The organism is Acidovorax sp. sic0104, from assembly GCF_019219095.1.
GTDB lineage: Bacteria > Pseudomonadota > Gammaproteobacteria > Burkholderiales > Burkholderiaceae_C > Acidovorax.
On record NZ_JAHUWH010000003.1, the window covers coordinates 17,307 to 34,764 of the forward strand.

The following is a 17,458-nucleotide window of genomic DNA, read 5'->3' on the forward strand; positions in this document are numbered from 1 at the left end:
CACCTTGTTCTGTTCAGAATATCCATTATCAAACGCCCGACGAGAAGCCCATGACAAACGAAGAAATCATCGCCCAGTATGGTCCCCGTGAATCGATGGAATACGACGTGGTGGTCGTCGGCGGCGGCCCGGGCGGCCTGGCCACGGCGATCCGTCTGAAGCAGCTGGCCGCCGAAAAAGGCCAGGACGTGTCGGTGGTGGTGCTCGAAAAAGGATCCGAGCCCGGCGCGCACATTCTCTCGGGCGCCATCATGGACCCCAAGGCCCTGACCGAGCTGATCCCCGACTGGAAGAAGCGCGGCGCTCCGCTCAAGCAGCCCGTCACCGACGACGCCTACATCTTCCTGTCTGAAAAATCGGGCTTTCGCGTGCCCAATGTCTTCCTGCCGCCGTTCGCGCAGAACCATGGCAACTACATCGTGCGCCTGGGCGACGTGACCAAGTGGATGGCCGAGCAGGCCGAGGCCCTGGGCGTGGAGATCTTCCCTGGCTTTGCGGCCGCCGAGGTGCTCTACAACGAGAACGGTTCGGTCAAGGGCGTGGCCACCGGCAACATGGGCGTGGGCAAGGACGGCGAGCCCACCGAGAACTTCCAGCTGGGCATGGAGCTGTTGGGCAAGTACACCGTGTTCGCCGAAGGCGCGCGCGGCCACCTCGGCCGCCAGCTCATTGCGCGCTTCCACCTCGACGAAGGGCGCGACCCGCAAAGCTTCGGCATCGGCGTGAAGGAACTGTGGGAGATCGACCCCAAGAAGCACCAGCCTGGCTTCGTGATGCACACCGCCGGCTGGCCGATGGAGAACGACACCTACGGCGGCGCATTCCTCTACCACCTGGACGACAACAAGGTCGCGCTCGGCTTCGTGACCGGCCTGGGCTACAAGAACCCCTACCTCAGCCCGTTCGAGGAGTTCCAGCGCTGGAAGACGCACCCGAACGTCCGCTACTACTTCGAGAACGAGAAGGGCGAGATCACCGCAAAGCGCCTGTCGTACGGCGCGCGCGCCATCAACGCCAGCGGCATCAATGCCCTGCCAAAGACCATCTTCCCCGGTGGCGCACTGGTGGGCTGCAACGCAGGGTACCTGAACGTGGGCCGCATCAAGGGCAGCCACGCGGCCATCAAGACCGGCATGCTGGCCGCCGAGGCGGCCTATGACGCCGTCGTGGCCGGCCGCCAGCATGACGAACTCAAGGCCTACCCCAAGGCCTTCGAGGAAAGCTGGCTCTACACCGAGCTGAACAAGGACCGCAACTTCAAGAACTGGTTCAAATACGGCCTGACCACCGCGACGCTGATGAACGGGTTCGAGCAGTTCGTGCTGCGCGGCCACATCCCCTGGACGCTGCACCGCGACAAGCCCGACCACGCGTACCTCAAACCTGCGGCCGAGTGCAAGCCCATCGTCTACCCCAAGCCCGACGGCAAGCTGACCTTCGACCGCCTCTCCAGCGTCTTCATCAGCAACACCAACCACGAAGAGAACCAGCCCGCCCACCTGACGCTGAAGAACTCCAGCGTGCCGGTGGACATCAACCTCGCCAAGTACGCGGGCCCCGAGGCGCGCTACTGCCCCGCCGGCGTGTACGAGTTCGTGCCCGACGAGGCCAAGGGCGGCAGCGCCCAGCGCCTGCAGATCAACGCGCAGAACTGCGTGCACTGCAAGACCTGCGACATCAAGGACCCCACGCAGAACATCGTCTGGGTCACGCCCGAAGGCGGTGGCGGCCCGAACTACTCGGGCATGTAGTCCGCGCCGGCGATCCCGCCCACCCCAGAGCAAAGGGCCTGCAATGCAGGCCTTTTGTCATGGTGGATGCCGAGCAACGCGCGCTCAGGCTTGGGCAACGCGCGCGTCGCCGAACCCGCCGCCGCCCGGCGTGGATATCTCGAACACATCCCCCGGCTCCATCAGGGCGGCGCCGATGTGCTGAAGCTCCTCCACCTGCCCGTTGGCGCGCAGCACGCGGTTCGCCCCCGTCAACCCGGCCTGCCCGCCCGCCATGCCGAAGGCCGGCTTCACACGGCCATTGGACAAAATGCTGGCCGTCATCTGCTCCAGGAAGCGCACGCGGCGCACGCCGCCGTTGCCGCCCCCCCAGCGGCCCCGGCCGCCCGAGCCCTCGCGGATTTCGTAGCTGTCGAGCACCACGGGGAAGCGGAACTCCAGGATCTCCGGGTCCGTCAGGCGCGAATTGGTCATGTGCGTCTGCACCACACTCGTGCCCTCGAAGCCGCGCACCACCCTGCCCTGCGCATCGAGTACCGCGCCGGCACCGCTGCCGCCCGCAATGGTTTCGTAGTACTGGTACTGCGCGTTGCCGAAGGTGAAGTTGTTCATGGTCGGCTGGCTGCCCGCCATCACGCCCAGGGCGCCGAACAGCGCGTTGGTGATGCAGGTGGACGTCTCCACGTTGCCCGCCACCACCGAGGCCGGCGGGTTGGGGTTGAGCATGGAGCCCTGCGGGATGATCACCTGCAGGGGCTTGAGGCAGCCCGCGTTGAGCGGGATGTCGTCGTCCACCAGCGTACGGAACACGTACAGCACCGCCGCCATGCACACCGCGCGCGGGGCATTGAAGTTGTTCACCTGCTGGGCGCTGGTGCCCGCAAAGTCGATCACCGCGCTGCGCTCGGCGGTGTCGACCTTCACCGACACGCTGATCTGCGCTCCGTTGTCCAGCGGCAGCGTGAACTGGCCGTCCTTCAGGTGCGTGATCACCCGGCGCACCGATTCCTCGGCGTTGTCCTGCACGTGGCGCATGTAGGCCTGCACGACGTCAAGGCCGAACTGCTCGACCATCTTGGAGAGCTCTTGCACGCCTTTCTCGTTGGCGGCGATCTGCGCGCGCAGGTCGGCGAGATTCTGGTGCGGGTTGCGGCTGGGGTACGGCGTGGTGCCGCCGCCGGTGGCCAGCAGAGCGCGCACATCGTCTTCCAGGAAGATGCCGCGGTCCACCAGCTTCACGTTGTTGATCTGAACGCCCTCTTCCTCGATGCGCGTGGAGAACGGCGGCATGGATCCCGGCGTGGTGCCGCCGATGTCCGCATGGTGCCCCCGGCTTCCGACATAGAAGGTGGGCTCCGTGCCCGCGGCCACGTACACCGGCGTGATCACCGTCACATCAGGCAGATGGGTGCCGCCGTGGTAGGGGTCGTTGAGCATGAACACATCGCCCGGGTGCATCTTGCCGGTGTTCTCGCGGATCACGGTCTTGATGCTCTCGCCCATGGACCCCAGGTGCACCGGCATGTGCGGCGCGTTGGCGATCAGGTTGCCCTGGGCATCGAACAGCGCGCAGCTGAAATCCAGGCGCTCCTTGATGTTCACTGAATAGGCCGTGTTCTGCAGCTGCAGGCCCATCTGCTCGGCGATGTTCATGAACAGGTTGTTGAACACCTCCAGCAGCACCGGGTCCACCGTGGTGCCGGCGGCGTACTGGACCTTGCGCGCGGTCACGCGGTCCAGCACCAGGTGGTCCAGATCGGTCAGGCGCGCCGACCAGCCCGGCTCAACCACGGTAGTGGTGTTCTTCTCGGCGATGATCGCGGGGCCGGGGACCACGTCGCCGGGGCGCAGGTCCTCGCGCACCACCAGGGCTGCGTCGTGCCACTCGCTGCCCGAATACATCTGCACCGTCTCGCGCAGCGGGTGCTTGCGGTGGGCGTGCACCGGCAAGCGCGGCTCGGCGGGCGCATCGCCTGCGATCACCGCCTCTACCGACACGGCTTCCACCACCAGGCCCTTGCCCACCATCAGGAAGGCAAAGCGCTGGCGGTACGCCGCTTCGAAGGAAGACTGGATGGCCGCGATGTCGCCGAAGGGCACGACCAGCGCCGAGTCGGTGCCCTCGTAGCGCACATGCACGTTGTGGCGCACCTGCACGGGGTTGGCGCTGACCTGCTGGCGCTCCAGCTCCGCCTGGGCAGCAGAGCCCAGCGCGTCCAGGCGCTCGGCAATCAGGGGCAGCACCTCGCTGGCGAGCGGCATCTCCACCGCTTGTTCACGGATCACGTTCTGGTCCGCCAGGCCCATGCCGTAGGCGCTGAGCACGCCCGCCAGCGGGTGCACGAACACCCGCGTCATGCCCAAGGCGTCGGCCACCAGGCAGGCGTGCTGGCCGCCCGCGCCACCAAAGCACTGCAGCGTGTAGCGCGTCACGTCGTAGCCGCGTGCCACGCTGATCTTCTTGATGGCGTTGGCCATCTGCTGCACGGCGATCTGGATGAAGCCTTCGGCCACTTCCTCGGGCTTGCGCTCGGTCTGGGTGGCGATGTCCTGAAAACGGGCGCGCACCGCGTCGGCGTCCAGCGTCTCGTTGGCGGCAGGGCCGAACACGCTGGGGAAGTAGCGTGGCTGCACCTTGCCGACCATCACGTTCGCGTCGGTCACGGCCAGCGGGCCGCCGCGGCGGTAGCTGACGGGGCCGGGGTTGGCACCCGCGCTCTCCGGTCCCACCCGGAACCGAGAGCCGTCGTACGCCAGCACCGAACCGCCGCCTGCGGCCACCGTGTGGATGCTCATCATGGGCGCACGCATGCGCACGCCGGCGACATGGGTTTCGAACTCGCGCTCGAACGCACCGGCATAGTGGCTCACGTCGGTGGACGTGCCGCCCATGTCGAAGCCGATGACTTTCTCATGCCCGGCCAGGCCTGCCGTGCGCGCCATGCCCACGATGCCGCCGGCGGGGCCCGACAGGATGGCGTCCTTGCCCTGGAAGGTGCCCGCATCGGTCAGGCCGCCCGACGACTGCATGAAGAACAGCTTGACGCCCGGCATCTCGCTGGCCACCTGGTCCACGTAGCGGCGCAGGATGGGCGAGAGGTATGCATCCACCACCGTGGTGTCGCCCCGGCTCACGAACTTCATCATGGGGCTGGTTTCGTGCGATGTGCTGATCTGCGTGAATCCCACCTCGTGCGCGATGCGGCGCGCTGCCTGCTCGTGCGCGGTGTAGCGGTAGCCGTGCATGAAGACGATCGCCACGCTGCGCAGGCCGCGCGCGTAGGCTGCCAGCAGGTCGCCGCGCAGCGTTGGCTCGTCCAGGGGCAGCATCACGCTGCCGTGCGCACCCATGCGTTCGCGGGCCTCGATCACCTCGGTGTAGAGCAGCTCGGGCAACTGGATATGGCGGTCGAACAGGCGCGGACGGTTCTGGTACGCAATGCGCAGCGCATCGCGAAAGCCGCGCGTGGTGACCAGCAGCGTGGGCTCGCCCTTGCGCTCCAGCAGTGCATTGGTGGCCACGGTGGTGCCCATCTTCACGCACTCGACCTGTGCAGGCGTCACCGGCTCGCCGGGCTTGAGCCCCAGCAGGTGGCGTATGCCCGCCACCGCGGCGTCCTTGTACTGCTCGGGGTTTTCGGACAGCAGCTTGTGGGTGGTGAGCGAGCCATCGGGCCGCTTGGCCACAATGTCGGTGAAAGTGCCGCCCCGGTCGATCCAGAACTGCCAGCGGGGAACATGTGTGGAGGGTGTCAGGTTTTTCATGGTGTGATGGTTCCGACAGTTGAGAAATGAAGTACCCAATGGCGCAGCACGTTGCTCAGCGCTGCGTGTAATAGGGAATGAAGAGCTGGTTGGCCTCTGCGCCCACCGAGCGCACCCATTCGCGGGAGAAGCGCTCACCCAGGCGCTTGAGGTCTGCGTTGAGTTCGGCTGTGGGTCGCTCCACCTTGACGCCCCTGCGCTGCAGTTCGGCTACGGAATCCTGCGCGATGGTCTCGCTCATGGCCCAGCCCCGCGCCTCGGCCTCGGCGGCCGCTTTGGCAACAGCCTGGCGCACCTGCGGCGACACCGCATCGAAGGCCTGCTGGTTCACGAACACGATGTTCTTGGGGAACCACGCGTCGATGCCGTAGTACTGGCGGATCTGGCCCCAGACCTGGTTCTCCACGCCGGTGAGGGCCGAGGTGATCATGGAGTCGAGCTGCCCGCCGGCCAGCGCCTTGTTGACCTCGACCATGGGAACGTCCACCGGCGTGGCGCCCAGCAGCTCGGCAATGCGAACGGTGGCGGGGTTGTAGGTGCGCATGCGGGTGCCCTTGAAGTCGGCGGACGACTTCACAGGCGCCACGGAGAACAACCCCTGCGGCGGCCACGGCACCGCGTACAGGGCCTTGAGCCCCTTGCGCGCGAAATGCCCCTCGATCAGCGGCCGCTGCAGTCCCCACATGCGCCGGGCATCGGCATAGCTGTGCACCACGAAGGGCACGGCGTCGGCCCCTGCGATGGGCATCTCGGCCACCAGGCTGGTCATGATGGTCTCACCCGCCTGGACCTTGCCGCCCTGCACTGCCGCAGGAATGTCGGCCAGCTTGGCCAGCGTGTTGTTGGCGTGCACCTCGATGCGCAGCGCACCCGACGATGCGGCCTCGACGTCCTGCGCGAACTGCACCAGGTTGCGCGTGTGGAACGATTCGGCACGGTAGCCCGTGGCCAGCTTCCATTGCACCGGCGTCTGGGCCAGCACACCGAAGGCGCAGCCCATCCCCGCCGCACACAGTGCGGTCATCCAAAAAGCTTTCACAGGAACTCCTGGGAGGTGAAATGACCGGCTGGCTGGGCGTGGCAGGTCGGGCACGCGGGCGCGAAGGCTCAGAGGCCCAGGTACGCCTTCTTGACGCCTTCGTCGTGCAGCAGCGTCTGGGCCGGGCCTTCCATCGCAATGCGCCCGGTCTGTATGACGTAGCCGCGGTGTGCGATGGCCAGCGCCTTGTGCAGGTTCTGCTCCACCAGCAGGATGGACACGCCCTTGGCGTTGATCTGCTGGATCACGTCCAGCACCTTGGTCACGAACTTGGGCGCGATGCCCCACGAGGGTTCATCCAGCATCAGCAGCTTGGGCCGCGCCATCAGGCCCCGGGCGATGGCCAGCATCTGCTGCTCGCCGCCGCTCATCGTGCCCGCGAGCTGCGTCGCGCGCTCCTTGAGGATGGGGAACAGCCCCAGCATCTCGTCGATGCTGCTGGCCACCTCGTGCTTGTCGGCACGCGTGAACGCACCAAGCTCCAGGTTGCGCAGCACCGTGAGGCGCGGGAACAGCCGGCGCCCTTCGGGCACCAGCGACAGACCGAGCGACACCCTGCGATGGGCGGGCATGCCGCCGATCTGCTGGCCGTTGAAGGACACTTCGCCTGCGGCAGCCGCGTTCAGCCCCGCCACTGCACGCAGCGTGGTGGACTTGCCATTGCCGTTGCCGCCCACCAGGGCCACGATCTCGCCGGCCCCCACGTTGAGGCTCACGTCCGAGATGGCCAGCACGTCGTCGTAGCAGACCTTGAGGTTTTGGATGTCGAGCATTTTCATTCGTCTCCCAGGTAGGCGGAGATGACGTGCGGGTCGCTGGAGACCTGTTGCGGCGTTCCCTCCGCGATCTTCACGCCCCGGTCCAGCACCACGATCTTGTCGGCAATGGGCATGATGCCTTCCAGCACATGCTCCACGATCAGGCAGGCGATGCCCCGCTCGCGGATCTTGAGCACCACGTCCACGGCTTCGCGCACTTCGGACGGGTTCAATCCCGCCATCACCTCGTCCATCAGCAATATCTGCGGCTCGATGGCCAGCGCGCGGGCCACCGCTAGGCGGCGCTGCTCGCTGATGGTCATGCTGCCCGCAGGCTTGTCGGCAAAGCGGTGCAGGTTGACGAACGCCAGCCACTGCATCGCCGAAGCCCGGGCCTTGGCCACGTTGTGCTGCAGCAGCATGGCACCGGTCATGACGTTCTCGCAGGCCGTCATGCTGGTGAAACTGCGCGCCACCTGGAAGGTGCGGCCCACGCCGGCACGGGCACAGGCCTCGGGCGGCAGACCGGCGATATTGCGCCCGCCCAGCAGGATGCTGCCCTCGGTGGGCGCGAAGTAGCCCGCCACACAGTTGAACATGGTGGTCTTGCCCGCGCCGTTGGGCCCGATCAGCCCCACGACGGTGCCCTTGTCCACATCGAATGAGACGTCCTGATTGGCGGTCAGCCCGCCAAAGCGCTTGCTGACCTGTTTGACTTCGAGCAGTTTCATCACGCCTCTCCCTTTGCCGACTGCAGGGGCGCGGCGCCGGCATGCTCAGCCACCTGGCGTGATGCGTCGGCCCGCGCCGCACGCCGCTCCTGGACGCTCTTGAACCACCCGAGAATGCCCGTGGGGTAGTACACGGCTATCAGGATGATCATGGTCGCGTAGATGATCACGTCGGTACCCCGGCCCGTGCCTCCGAAGACGATGCGTGTGAATTCTTCGATGCTGGTGAGCACCACGGAACCCAGGACTGGACCGAACAGCGTGCCGACTCCACCGAGGATGGCCACCAGGGCCATCTTGATCGACAGCGCCGTGGATAGCACGGAGCCCGGGTCGATGAACAGCTCCTTCTGGGCATACAGGCTGCCCCCCAGCGCCGCGAAGAAGGCGCTCAGCGACAGGGCCACCTGCTTGTAGCGGGCGATGTTGATGCCCACGCTGCGCGCAGCATCGGGCTCGTCCTTGATCGCGCGGAAGTAGTAGCCCAGGTAGCTGCGCTCCACCCACCAGTTGGCCGCCAGCGTGATCACCAGCAGGCCCAGCGCCAGCCAGTAGTAGGGCAGCTTGGTGGCGAAGTTCATCCACAGCCAGCCCTGCTTGTCCATGGGCACATACAGGCCCACGGCCGCGCCGCCGTACTCCCACTCGTTGAAGAAGATCTGCACCAGCTCGGCCACGGCGATGGTGGCCATCGCGAAGTAGTGGCCCTTCAAGCGAAAGCACGACCAGCCGAAGCCCAGGCTGAGCAGGGCCGACAGTGCGCCACCTGCCAGCGCACCGATCCACGGGTTGACGCCGAACTTGAGCAGCAGCAGCGTCGAGGTGTAGGCGCCCAGCCCGAAGAAGGCTGCATGGCCCAGAGACACCTGCCCGGCGTAGCCACCGAGCATGTTCCATGCCACCCCCAGTTGGGCGGCCATGAGCACGAGGATGGCCATGTTCAGGTGCGACGCATCCACGAAGGACGGCAACGCCAGGGTGGCCAGCAGCAGCGCTGCGATAAGGATTGAGTTTTTCATGGTGATCACGCTTTGCCCATGAGGCCTTGCGGACGGAACATCAGCACTCCGAGAAAGAGCGCCAGCACTACCGCGGTCTTGTACTGGGGCCCGAGCAGCAGGCCCCCCATCACCTCGATCACGCCCACCAGGATCCCGGCCCAGAACGCGCCGGTGATGCTGCCGAAGCCGCCCAGGTTCACCACCACGAAGGCCAGCAGGATGAAGTTGGCTCCCACGTCCGGGAAGATCGGGAAGAAGGTGGACAGCAGCACGCCGGCGGCACCGGCACACGCCGCAGCCACACCCCAGGCCAGAGCGAACATCCTGTGCGAGTCAATCCCCATCAGGCGCGCGGCTTCCTTGTCGGACGCGGTGGCTTCCAGCGCCGCCCCCAGGCGCGTCTTGTTGAGGAAGAAGTAGATGAGGCCGGTGATGACAATGGCCCCGATGCCCGCCACCAGCTGGGGCTGCCCGACCTGCACGCCGAAGCCCTTGACGGTGCCGCTGACCAGCGAGTTCTCGATCGAGCGGAAGTCGGGCTTCCACAGGAATTGCGCGATGCCACGCAAGAGGATCATGATCCCGAAGGTCGTGAAGATCTGCGAGAGCATGGGCGCGTTGATGATGCGCACGATCACGAACTGGTACAGCAATACGCCGAAGGCGAACAGCATGAGCACCGTGAGCGGCAGGGTGTAGAGGGGGTCGAGCGCATACAGCGAGAACATCCAGAACGCCGAGTACATGCCCAGCATCAGGAATTCGCCGTGCGCGAAGTTCACGATGTCCATGACCCCGAAAATCATGGTCAATCCGATCGCAACCAGCGCATATATCAACCCGATCATCACGCCCGAGGCCAGCGTCTGAAACAGAATTTCCGCAGTCATGGTTTTCTTTCAGGATTCAGCCCGTGGGGCCTTCACTTGCGCTGGTCCCACTTGGGCATGGGCCACACCACTTCGCGGGTCGCCATGTTGAAGGGCCAGACCGTGTGGTACTTGCCGTCGATGATCTGCACCAGGATGCCGCGGCCCAGCGTGTTCTGGCCCGAGGTGTCGAACTTCACGCCCTTCCACGGCATGATGATGTCGTCGGCGCGGATGTTGGTCTGCGTGAGCGCTGTGCGCACGGCCTCGGGCTCGGTGGAGCCGGCACGGTTGATCGCGTCGGCCATCACCATCAGGCCGGTGAAGGTGCGCGAGCTGTTGCCGGTGAAGTTGATCTTGTAGCGTTTTTGAAAGAGGTCATTGACCTCCTTGATCATCGGATTGCGCGTGGCCAGGTCCAGCGCCCAGGTCTCGCGGGTGATGATGAAGTCGGCGTCCTTGCCCAGCGTGCGGATGAAGTCGGTGTCGGTGAAGCCGGCGTTGTTGGCCAGGATCATGTCGGGCGAAAATCCCAGTTCCTTGTATGTCTTGATGGACATGATGGCGTCCGCCGTGTACGACGACTGCAGCACCAGATTGGGGTTGGCGGCCTTGAGCGCCTGCACTTCCGAGGTCAGCTGCGTGGTCTTGGCGGGATAGGACACTTGCTTGGCGATGTTCTGGCCGAACTCCGCCGCAAGCTTGGTCTGCAGCTTGGTCGTCTCGGCACCCCACAGGCCGTTTTCATTGAGCGATGCCACCACCTTGGGCTTGATGCCACGCTTGGCCTCGAACTCCTTCAAGAACTCGAAGGCGTTGTGCACGAACAAATCGTCGTGCGGCGTAGTGCGAAAGAACCACTTGAAATTGCGCTGCGTGAGCGAGGCCGAGGACGACTCGGGGTTCAGAAATGGAATGCCCGCGCGCTCGGCCACCTGGCTGGCCGTGGCGGTGACGTTGCTGTTGTACGAGCCGATCAGGGCGACCACCTTTTCCTGCGTGATCAGGCGCTCGGCTTCCGTCGCGCCGATCTGAGGATTGGACTGGTGGTCGGCGAAGACCAGCTTGATCTTGGCGCCCTTGAGGTTGGGTAGCCCCTTGCCGGCCGCAAACGGCAGGTTCGGCACAGATGGCGCGCCGTTGTTGACGATGTCGGCCGCCAGCTCCAGCGCATTGCGCAGCTCGGCGCCAACGGCGGCTCCGGTGCCGGTCAGCGGGTAGATCACGCCGATCTTCACCTCTTGCTGCGCGTGCGCCACCAGCGCCACGCAACCACTGCCGATCGCCACGGCCACACGGGTCCACAGGGTCTTTTTCATCTCGGATACTCCTTTGAAAATTGAACGTTTCATCGCAGGCAAACAACTCAGAAAGAGGCCAGCTGCTGGTTGAGCAGCGAGGTCACCAACATGGCGCCCGGCGCGTGCGTGATGCAGAACGCGGGCTGCGCGGTCAGGATCGCGGACTGGGGCGTGACGCCGCAGGCCCAGAAGACGGGGATGTCGCCCGGCGCCAGGTCCACCGGGTCGCCGTAGTCAGGCCGGCCCAGGTCCTTGATGCCGATGAGCGCGGGGTCGCCGATGTGCACAGGAGCGCCGTGCACACTGGGAAAGCGCGAGGTGACCTGCACCGCCCGGATCACGTCGGCTGCAGGCATGGGCCGCATGGACACGACCATGGCGCCGCCGAAAGGGCCTGCAGGCTCGGTTGCGATGTTGGTGCGGTACATCGCCACGTTGCGGTTCTCGTCGATGTGGCGCAGGCGGATGCCAGCCTCCTGCAGCGCATGCTCGAACGAGAACGAGCAGCCCAGAACGAAGGTCACCAGGTCGGGGCGCCACAGGTCCGTGATGTCGGCAACTTCGTCCTTGAGTTCCCCATGGCGCCAGACGCGGTACATCGGCACATCGCTGCGGATGTCGATGCCCTCGCCCAGGCTGGGCAGGCCCACCTGGCCCGGCTCGCCCACGGCCAGCACCGGGCAGGGCTTGGGGTTGCGCTGGCAAAAGCGCAGGAAGTCGCCGGCCAGTGCCTCGGGCAGGATGACCAGGTTGCCCTGTACGTAGCCATGCGCCAGGCCACTGGTGTGCAGGGTCCACAGCCCTTTGCGGATGACGCCGCGCACATGGGCGGCGTCGCCATGGCCTTCAAGGCCGAAGGCTGCCAGCGTGTTTTTTTCTTCCGGTTCCACCGTGTTTCCTTGCATCGCGAAATGTCAAATGAATGACGATGGAAGGATTGTGTTGGCGGGGCGCGCACACTGGCAAATTCAAAAATTTTCTCTTACTTCATCGATTTTTTCGATGCACTACGCTGGAGCACACTTCACCCAAATTGGTGCTCGGTAAAAACCCTAGGGATTGAAATGCGCGCCGCCAGGCACCTGGCCCGTCGCGCCGCAGGCCGCGCGCAGCGGGCTTTTGCCGCCAACGTTGGTGGCGCGCCATCCAGCCGATACAAGCCGCGCACGGGCTGGTACTTGTCGATGGCATGCACCAACAACGGGCACCGTCACGCGCCGGGACCATCGGAAGGTGTGCAAGGCCGCTGCGCGGGGCCACCTCAGGGTTGCCCAGTGCGCGAACTGCCGCGACAGCGGTCCGGGGTAGAGCTTCGCCCGTCAGCCTGGCTTCAGCCTTTGGCGCGCACCTTGGTGCGTTCCGACTGCAGCTCGAGGAAGGCCATGGCCGAACGCACCACGCTCTCGACCGGGGTGGACGGGTCTTCGCGGTAGCTCAGGTGGATGGGCAGTGGACGCAGCTCCGTGTCGCAGGCCAGCGCCCGCAGGTCCGGAAACGCCAGCAGCCGCTGCACCGCATGGCGCGGCAAGGTGGCGATGCCGAAGCCGCCCTGCACCAGCTGCACCATCGCCGATATGGACGAGATGGTGTGCACGCGGCGCGGCTCCACCTGACCCTGGCGCAGCACGTCGAGCAGAGTCACGTGCGGGTGCGATCCGCGCTGGAAGGTCAGGATGTCCATCTCTGCAAAATCCGCCAGCGCATAACGCCGTTTGCGGTGCAGCTTGCTGTTGCCGACGAACACCATCTCCATGGGTGCAAGCGCCTGGGTGCGTATGCCCTCGGCCGACGCCGGCAGCGCAGCGAACACGGTGTCCAGCGCGCCGCGGCGGATCTGGTCCAGCAGCACGGGCGTAGTTTCCATGGTGAGTTCGAGTTCCAGCGCCGGGTTGTCCTTGCGCAATTGCTCGATCCACGGGATCAGCCAGGAGTGCAGCACCGACTCGATCGCGCCCAGGCGTATGGAGACTTCCATCGGCCCGCCCGACCCCATCTCGGCCTTGAGCTGGCGCTGCAGCTCCAGCATGCGCTTGGCGTAGGTCAGAAACCGCGTGCCCGCCACCGTGAGCTTGAAACGCTTGTCGCTGCGGTCCAGCAGCAGCACGCCCAGCTCTTCCTCCAGCGCCGCCACGCGGCTGGACATGGCCGACTGGGTGAGGAACAGTTTTTCGGCGGCGCGCGTCACGCTGCGCAGGGAGGCGACCCAGTAGAAGGCTTCGACGAAACGCAAGTTCATGGTGAGTGTGTGGGCGCTATGTGCGATAGGTGCGGCGGCTGGATTTTGCGCCGACGCCAGCTCCGGCAGAGCAGCGAACCTGCCAGCGACCTATTCGGTGAACAGGGGCATGTCGGCCTTTTTCAGCGTGCGCAGCACGAAGCTGGAGCGGCTGTGGCGTATGCCCTTGATCTTGTAGAGCTTCTCGCGCAGCAGGCGCTCGTAGTCGCGCGTGTCCTTGACCACCACGCGCAGCAGATAGTCGTAGTCGCCCGAGACCAGGTGCGCCTCGATCACTTCGGGGATGCTGGCGAGCGTTTCACCGAACTTCTCGAGCGTGTTATCCGAGTGGCTGTCGAGCGTGACCTGCACCAGCACCGTGTCGGACAGGCCCAGCGCCTGCGGGTTGAGCCGCACGGTGTAGCCCTGGATGACACCAGCCTCTTCCATCTTCTTGATGCGGCCCCAGCAGGGCGACGGGCTCAGGCCGACAGCCTGGCCGATCTCCTGCAGGCTGGCGCGCGCGTCGCCCTGCAGCACAGCGAGAATTTTCTTATCCAGACGGTCCATTGGATGAATTATTCAATATTTTTAACCATCTCAGAAAATTATTCTGACTCCATGGCATTTCAAAGCCAATTCAGCAAATTCATCTCCGTAGTGACGCGCATACTTCTCACATCAAGGCGGTCTTACCGGATCGCACAAACTGACAAGGCCCCGGCTGGTTACCGCCAGCACGGGGCCGTTGGCATTTCCGGTGGATCGCGGTGCACGGCGCTCGCCGTGCCATTGATAAGCACGCTTACCAGCACAAACCCCGATGCCCCGGCCATGTTGCGCCGCCATAATTTGTGCAGACCAGGGCCCTGTGCATGGGCAGTTGAACACGGCTTCCGCCGGCAATGTCCTGGACCAAAAGAACCCAATGGAGACAACATGCAATTGACCAAACTCGTCGTCGGCCTGAGTCTTGCGCTCGGATTTGTGGCCAGCGCCGCTGCGCAGACCACCATGCGCATCAGCATTTCGACCGCCCAGAACTCGCACCAGGGCGTGGCCATCGACACGTTTGCCAAAGAGGTGGAAAAACGCACGGGTGGCCGCTACAAGGTGCAGACCTTCTACAACGGCGCCTTGGGCGGTGAGCGGGAGTCGATTGAGGCAGTGCAGTTGGGCACCCAGGAGCTGGCCTTCAGCTCTACCGGCCCCATCCCCAACTTCGTGCCGGAGACCAAGATTCTGGATGTGCCCTTCCTGTTCCGCGACAAGGCCCATGCACGTGCCGTGCTGGACGGCCCTATCGGCCAGGAGATGCTGACCAAGTTCGACGCAAAGGGTTTCAAAGCCCTGGCATGGGCGGAAAACGGTTTCCGCCACATGACCAACAGCAAGCGCGACGTGAAAGAACCGGGCGACCTCAAGGGCCTGAAGATGCGCACTATGGAGAATCCGGTGCACATCGCAGCGTACAAGGGTTTCGGCATCATCACGACGCCCATGGCATTCCCTGAGGTGTTCACTGCGCTGCAGCAAGGCACGGTGGACGGTCAGGAGAACCCTCTTCCAGTGATCATCTCGGCCAAGTTCGACCAGGTGCAAAAGCACCTGACGCTCACCGGTCACGTCTATTCGCCTTGCATCTTCGTCATGAACAAGGCTGCGTTCGACAAGCTGAGCGCGGCTGACAAGCAAGCCTTCCTCGACGCCGCCAAGGAAGGCACCAAAGCCAACCGTGCCCGCGTGGACGAAGACGATGCCAAGGGTGTGGCCGACCTGCGCGCCAAGGGCATGACCGTGATCGACAACGTGGACAAGGCGAAGTTCGTGGCCGCTTTGGCCCCCGTCAATGCAGACTTCGAAAAGCAGTTCGGCAAAGCCACGCTGGACAAGATTCGCGACGTCAAGTAACGCTGCTACGCTATTATTTTAGGAGCAACTAACGCCCGTGGGCCTTGCGCTAGCGGGCGTTTGTTTATTGTTTTCTTCGGTTTGATTCGCCACCGCCGGTCGGCGCTGCCCCATGAAAAATGCTTTTTTGACCTTTGAGCGATGGAGCACCTTCGTTGCCATGCTCGGTGCCTGCGCCATGCTGGCGGTGGCTTCCTCGCTCGGCATGTTCCAGATAGTGACCCGCTTCGTGCTCGAACAACCCGCCGAATGGACCGAAGTGCTGATCCGCTTCAGCCTGATCTGGATGGTGTTCCTTGCCATTCCCGCGGCCTTTCGCCAAGGGGCCATGGTGAGCGTGGACGTGCTGTACCGCTGGAGCCCACCCAAGCTGCGGCGCGTGCTGGACTGGGTGGTGGCATTGGCGGCCCTCGCGCTCATCGGCATCATCATCTGGTGGGGATGGGACTACTCGGTGCGGGGGGGCGTTCAGAGCATGGCGGGATTGGAGTCGGTGTCGATGTTCTGGGCCTATCTGGCGATGCCTGTGGGCGGATTGTTCTGTGTCGTCGGCATCATCGGCAACCTGATCGATCCCTTGCGCATGGAACTGGAGACGGCCCAATGAGCGTGGTCATGATTTCAACCATGGTGCTGTGCTTTGCACTCACCATCTCCGTGGCAGTGTCCATCGGACTGGCATCGATTCTGGGCATTCAGGCGTCCAACGCCAACATGCTGATTTCCGTCAAGGAGATGTTCGGCTCCATCAACAAGTTTCCGCTGGCAGCGATTCCGTTTTTCATACTCGCCGGCAACCTGATGGAGACAGGCGGGATCTCCCGCCGCCTGGTGGAATTCGCCAAGAGCATCGTCGGCGGCGTTCAGGGCGGCCTGCCCATGACCTGCGTGCTCACGTGCATGATTTTTGCAGCCGTATCGGGCTCGTCGGTGGCCACCACCTTTGCGATCGGCGCAATCTTGATCCCTGCGCTCATCAAGCATGGCTACCCCACCAGCTACGCCGCAGCGCTGCAGGCCACGAGCGCAGAACTGGGCGTGATCATCCCGCCCTCCATTCCGATGATTCTGTACGGCGTGAGCGCCGAAGTGTCGATCGGCGAGCTGTTCATCGCAGGCTTCGGGCCGGGCCTCTTGATCAGCGCTGCGCTGATGCTCTTCGTCTGGGCGTACTGCAAATGGAAGGGCTGGGGCAAGAACGATGGCGAAGGCCGCATGGGCTTTGGCAAGGCCACGCTGCAGGCGGGCTGGGCGCTGCTGATGCCGGTGATCATCCTGGGCGGCATCTATGGCGGCGTTTTCACACCCACCGAGGCTTCGGCAGTGGCCGTGTTCTACGCGCTGATCGTCGGCGTCGTGATCTACCGCGAGATTCGACTGAAGGACCTGTTCGCGATCCTGCGCAAGTCGGCCATTTCTTCGGCCGTGATCATGTTCATCATCGCCAACGCGGGCCTGTTCGCATTTCTGATCACCCGCGCCGGTGTGCCGGACGCCATCGGGCGTTGGCTTGAAGCCGTGCTGCAGTCGCCCGCGCTTTTCCTGCTGGGCGTGAATGCCGCCTTGTTCGTGATCGGCATGTTCATCGAGACCAGCGCGGCCATCATCGTGCTGGCGCCGATCCTGGCGCCTGTGGCGATGCACTTTGGAATTGACCCGGTTCACTTCGGGCTCATCATGGTGGTCAACCTCGCGCTGGGCATGATCACCCCGCCCTTTGGCGTGAACCTGTTTGCCGCGTGCACGGTGGCCAGGATTTCACTGGACCGCATCATCAAGCACCTGCTTCCCTTCGTGGTGGTCATCCTGGTGTGCCTGATGATCATTACCTACGTGCCGTCGATTTCACTGGCGCTGCGGGATCTGGTCTACGCGAAGTAGTTAGAATCCGTTTCGTCAGGAGAGAGTGCTCCACCCGCATCTAACGGGTGAGCAGCACCGCCGAAGGCGCAGGGACAACCCGAACGCTCAGGCAAAAGGACTGGCAACCGCCCGCAGCGATGCGGGCGTTTCCTTGCTGGAGAGAGATGGACCGCCGGTCATACCGCACGCGGCACCCATCCACCGAAGGAGCAAGCCGCACGGCCAGCCAGGGCGCTGCGGTGAATCTCTCAGGTAAAGCGGACAGCAGGGCAAAT

14 protein-coding genes and 2 riboswitches are annotated in these 17,458 nt (G+C 64.4%); of the genes, 4 read left to right on the forward strand and 10 right to left on the reverse strand.

What is annotated here, in order from left to right; genetic code table 11:
* Positions 1 to 50 precede the first annotated feature (50 nt).
* Positions 51 to 1,751: an electron transfer flavoprotein-ubiquinone oxidoreductase gene (locus KW835_RS06615; RefSeq protein WP_218381574.1), complete on the forward strand. Its 1,701-nt coding sequence runs from the start codon at positions 51 to 53 to the stop codon at positions 1,749 to 1,751.
* A gap of 84 nt (positions 1,752 to 1,835) precedes the next feature.
* Here KW835_RS06615 and KW835_RS06620 read toward each other — a convergent pair whose 3' ends face one another.
* The 10 genes from KW835_RS06620 to KW835_RS06665 form a co-directional block, all read right to left on the reverse strand.
* Complete coding sequence (locus tag KW835_RS06620; protein ID WP_218381575.1) at positions 1,836 to 5,495, reverse strand: hydantoinase B/oxoprolinase family protein; 3,660 nt, start codon at positions 5,493 to 5,495, stop codon at positions 1,836 to 1,838.
* Positions 5,496 to 5,550: 55 nt separating this feature from the next.
* Positions 5,551 to 6,519, reverse strand: coding sequence for a TRAP transporter substrate-binding protein (locus KW835_RS06625; RefSeq protein WP_255593343.1), 969 nt, complete (start codon positions 6,517 to 6,519; stop codon positions 5,551 to 5,553).
* An 83-nt stretch (positions 6,520 to 6,602) separates the two neighbouring features.
* Complete coding sequence (locus KW835_RS06630) at positions 6,603 to 7,307, reverse strand: ABC transporter ATP-binding protein (RefSeq protein WP_218381576.1); 705 nt, start codon at positions 7,305 to 7,307, stop codon at positions 6,603 to 6,605.
* A gap of 2 nt (positions 7,308 to 7,309) precedes the next feature.
* Positions 7,310 to 8,023 (reverse strand): ABC transporter ATP-binding protein, encoded by a 714-nt coding sequence (locus tag KW835_RS06635; protein WP_056412448.1) that lies wholly within the window; start codon positions 8,021 to 8,023, stop codon positions 7,310 to 7,312.
* On the reverse strand, positions 8,023 to 9,042 hold the full coding sequence (locus tag KW835_RS06640; protein WP_218381577.1) for a branched-chain amino acid ABC transporter permease: 1,020 nt from the start codon (positions 9,040 to 9,042) through the stop codon (positions 8,023 to 8,025). The genes KW835_RS06635 and KW835_RS06640 overlap by 1 nt, the downstream gene beginning before the upstream one ends.
* A gap of 5 nt (positions 9,043 to 9,047) precedes the next feature.
* Positions 9,048 to 9,914: a branched-chain amino acid ABC transporter permease gene (locus KW835_RS06645; RefSeq protein ID WP_218381578.1), complete on the reverse strand. Its 867-nt coding sequence runs from the start codon at positions 9,912 to 9,914 to the stop codon at positions 9,048 to 9,050.
* 32 nt (positions 9,915 to 9,946) lie between these two features.
* Entirely contained in the window at positions 9,947 to 11,212 is a 1,266-nt protein-coding gene (locus KW835_RS06650) for an ABC transporter substrate-binding protein (RefSeq protein WP_218381579.1), read from the reverse strand.
* Between the two features lie 47 nt (positions 11,213 to 11,259).
* Complete coding sequence (locus KW835_RS06655) at positions 11,260 to 12,099, reverse strand: putative hydro-lyase (protein WP_218381580.1); 840 nt, start codon at positions 12,097 to 12,099, stop codon at positions 11,260 to 11,262.
* Between the two features lie 425 nt (positions 12,100 to 12,524).
* Complete coding sequence (locus KW835_RS06660) at positions 12,525 to 13,430, reverse strand: LysR family transcriptional regulator (protein WP_218381581.1); 906 nt, start codon at positions 13,428 to 13,430, stop codon at positions 12,525 to 12,527.
* 90 nt (positions 13,431 to 13,520) lie between these two features.
* Positions 13,521 to 13,979, reverse strand: coding sequence for an Lrp/AsnC family transcriptional regulator (locus KW835_RS06665; protein ID WP_218381582.1), 459 nt, complete (start codon positions 13,977 to 13,979; stop codon positions 13,521 to 13,523).
* Positions 13,980 to 14,348: 369 nt separating this feature from the next.
* Here KW835_RS06665 and KW835_RS06670 point away from each other — a divergent pair, with 369 nt between their 5' ends.
* The 3 genes from KW835_RS06670 (at position 14,349) to KW835_RS06680 (ending at position 17,201) form a co-directional block, all read left to right on the forward strand.
* Entirely contained in the window at positions 14,349 to 15,320 is a 972-nt protein-coding gene (locus KW835_RS06670) for a TRAP transporter substrate-binding protein (protein ID WP_218381583.1), read from the forward strand.
* A 112-nt stretch (positions 15,321 to 15,432) separates the two neighbouring features.
* Entirely contained in the window at positions 15,433 to 15,927 is a 495-nt protein-coding gene (locus KW835_RS06675; protein WP_218381584.1) for a TRAP transporter small permease, read from the forward strand.
* The gene (locus tag KW835_RS06680; protein ID WP_218381585.1) at positions 15,924 to 17,201 is read left to right on the forward strand and encodes a TRAP transporter large permease; all 1,278 of its coding nucleotides are present in this window, start codon (positions 15,924 to 15,926) and stop codon (positions 17,199 to 17,201) included. Before KW835_RS06675 ends, KW835_RS06680 begins: the two co-directional genes overlap by 4 nt.
* A 6-nt stretch (positions 17,202 to 17,207) precedes the next feature.
* Positions 17,208 to 17,314, forward strand: a riboswitch (glycine riboswitch).
* Between the two features lie 13 nt (positions 17,315 to 17,327).
* A riboswitch (glycine riboswitch) is annotated at positions 17,328 to 17,458 on the forward strand.